1 rRNA gene is annotated in these 2,919 nt (G+C 64.8%); it reads right to left on the reverse strand.

The features are described from left to right. Nucleotides 1-115 precede the first annotated feature (115 nt). Nucleotides 116-2,919: ribosomal RNA gene (locus ACTNB2_RS08700) — 23S ribosomal RNA — on the reverse strand; the annotation flags it as partial.

Consider the following 2,919-nt stretch of genomic DNA (forward strand, 5'->3'; position numbering starts at 1 on the left):
GGTGTCTCATCCACGTGCCCTGGGGGCCGCATGGCGCATAGGAGAGGTCCGACTCGGGGGCATCCTCGTGCCCGGACCGCGCGTGAGCGCTGGGTCCCGCGGGCCGCGAGGTGCGGTTCCGGAAGAGCTCGGGCGATTAGTGCGGCTCGGCTGAGGCTGTCGCCAGCCTTGCACCTGCCGTCTATCGACCAGGTAGTCTACCTGGGCCCTTACCGGAAGGAGAACTAATCCCTGGAACGGCTTCCCGCTTAGATGCCTTCAGCGGTTATCCGCGCCGCACGCGGCTACCCGGCCGTGCCGTTGGTCGACAACCGGTTCACCGGAGGTGCGTCCACCCCGGTCCTCTCGTACTGGGGGCAGCCTCCATCGATTCTCCTGCGCCCACGGAGGATAGGGACCGAACTGTCTCACGACGTTCTGAACCCAGCTCGCGTACCGCTTTAAACGGCGAACAGCCGTACCCTTGGGACCTGCTCCAGCCCCAGGATGCGATGAGCCGACATCGAGGTGCCAAACCTTGCCGTCGATGTGGACTCTTGGGCAAGATCAGCCTGTTATCCCCGGAGTACCTTTTATCCGTTGAGCGACGGCCCACCCACTCGGGGCCGCCGGATCACTAGAGCCTGCTTTCGCACCTGCTCGGCTCGTGGGCCTCGCAGTCAAGCCCGCTTGTACTCTTGCATTCAAAAGGACGGTTGCCGACCGTCCCGAGCGGACCTTCGCGCGCCTCCGTTACCCTTTAGGAGGCGACCGCCCCAGTCAAACTGCCCGCCTGGCACGGTCCCCGAGCCGGTTGACGGCCTCGGGTTAGGACGCCGGTCGCGCGAGGGCAGTATTCCAAGGGCGGCTCCCCGGGGGCTGGCGCCTCCGGATCTTCGCCTCCTGCCTATCCTCTACACGCGGGACCAGCGGCCAATGCCAAGCTGCAGTGAAGGTTCACGGGGTCTTTCCGTCCTTCCGCGGGTAAGTCGCATCTTCACGACCAGTGCAATTTCACCGGGTCCATGGTCGAGACAGCGCCCAAGTCGTTGCGCCTTTCGTGCAGGTCGGAACTTACCCGACAAGGAATTTCGCTACCTTAGGACCGTTATAGTTACGGCCGCCGTTTACCGGGGCTTGGCTTCGGGGCTTCGCGCGGTGCGCTAACTCCTCCGCGTGACCTTCCGGCACCGGGCAGGCGTCAGACCCTATACGTCGCCTTGCGGCTTCTGCAGAGTCCTGTGTTTTTGGTAAACAGTCGCTTGGGCCTCTCCACTGCGGCCCGCCTCCGCTCCCGGAGCAAGTCCGTTCACGTACGCGCGGGCACCCCTTCTCCCGAAGTTACGGGGCCATTGTGCCGAGTTCCTTGACCATGGTTGACCCGATCGCCTCGGTATGTTCTACCCACCCACCTGTGTCGGTTTGCGGTACGGGCGCGCACGCGCCTGCCTAGGGGTTTTTCTAGGGACCTCGGGCTCACTCGCTTCGCTCAATCGCTTCGTCCGGAGCCTCGCCCTCGATGCGGACCGGATTTCCCTGGTCCGCGGGCCGCGCTCCATCACGGGGACGTCCAGAACCCCGCCGAGCCACCCCCATCCGTCGCCCCGTCGGTCGTAGCGCCGCGTGCGCGGTGCAGGAATGTCTGCCTGCTGCGCGTCGGCTACGCCTCCCGGCCTCGCCTTAGCCCCCGACTGACCCTGGGAGGATTAGCCTTGCCCAGGAAACCTCGGGTTCACGGCGGACGAGTTACTCTCTCGTCTCTCGCTACTCATGCCAGCATTCTCACTCCCATGCGCTCCACCGTCGGTCGCCCTCCGGCTTCTCCGCCCATGGGAAGCTCCCCTACCGATTCTATAAATAAAATCCCGCCGCTTCGGTGTCCAGCTTAGCCCCGTGTATTGTCGGCGCATGTCCACTCGACCAGTGAGCTGTTACGCACTCTTTGAATGCATGGCTGCTTCTAAGCCAACATCCTGGTTGTCTGGGCGGACGCACATCCTTTGCCACTCGGCTGGAACTTGGGGACCTTAGCGGGCGGTCCGGGCTGTTTCCCTCTCGAGCACACAGCTTAGCCCACATGCTCTGACTGCCGCGCTCTGGGCCGCCGGCATTCGGAGTTCGGTTGGATTCGGTAGGCGGCGAAGCCCCCTCGTCCATCCGGTGCTCTACCTCCGGCGGTGAACGCGCGACGCTAGCCCTAAAGCTATTTCGGGGAGAACGAGATATCTCCGGGTTTGATTGGCCTTTCACCCCTATCCGCAGGTCATCGCCGCCGTTTTCAACCGACGTGCGTTCGGCCCTCCACGGGGTCTTACCCCCGCTTCAGCCTGCCCACGGATAGCTCACCCGGCTTCGCGTCCGCGGCGCGGGACTCAAGTCGCCCTGTTAAGGCTCGCTTTCGCTCCGGCTCCCTTTCGGTTAACCTCGCCCCGCGCCAGCGACTCGCTGGCTCATTCTACAAAAGGCACGCCGTCACACCCCGGAGGGTGCTCCGACTGCTCGTGGGCGCACGGTTTCAGGTACTGTTTCACTCCCCTCCCGGGGTGCTTTTCACCTTTCCCTCACGGTACTGGTGCGCTATCGGTCACAGGGTAGTACTCAGGCTTGGATGGTGGTCCACCCAGGTTCGGACCGGGTTTCACGTGCCCGGCCCTACTCAGGGACCGCGTCGCGCCGTCCGGTCTGGGTTCGCGTACGGGGCTGTCACCCGCTGCGGCCGGCCCTCCCATGCCGTTCCGCTCCCCAGCCGGACCTGCGCCCGGGGGCGGCAGCCCCCGGATGCGCGGCCCTGCAACCCCGCCGGCGGAACCCCTGCCGGGTACGCCCGCTCGACGGTTTGGCCATCGGTCCCCTTTCGCTCGCCGCTACTCGGGGAGTCTCGAGATTGATTTCCTCTCCTCCGGGTACTTAGATGTTTCAGTTCCCCGGGTTGTCCTCCCC

It is taken from the genome of Collinsella sp. HCP28S3_G2, assembly GCF_052065125.1.
GTDB lineage: Bacteria > Actinomycetota > Coriobacteriia > Coriobacteriales > Coriobacteriaceae > Collinsella.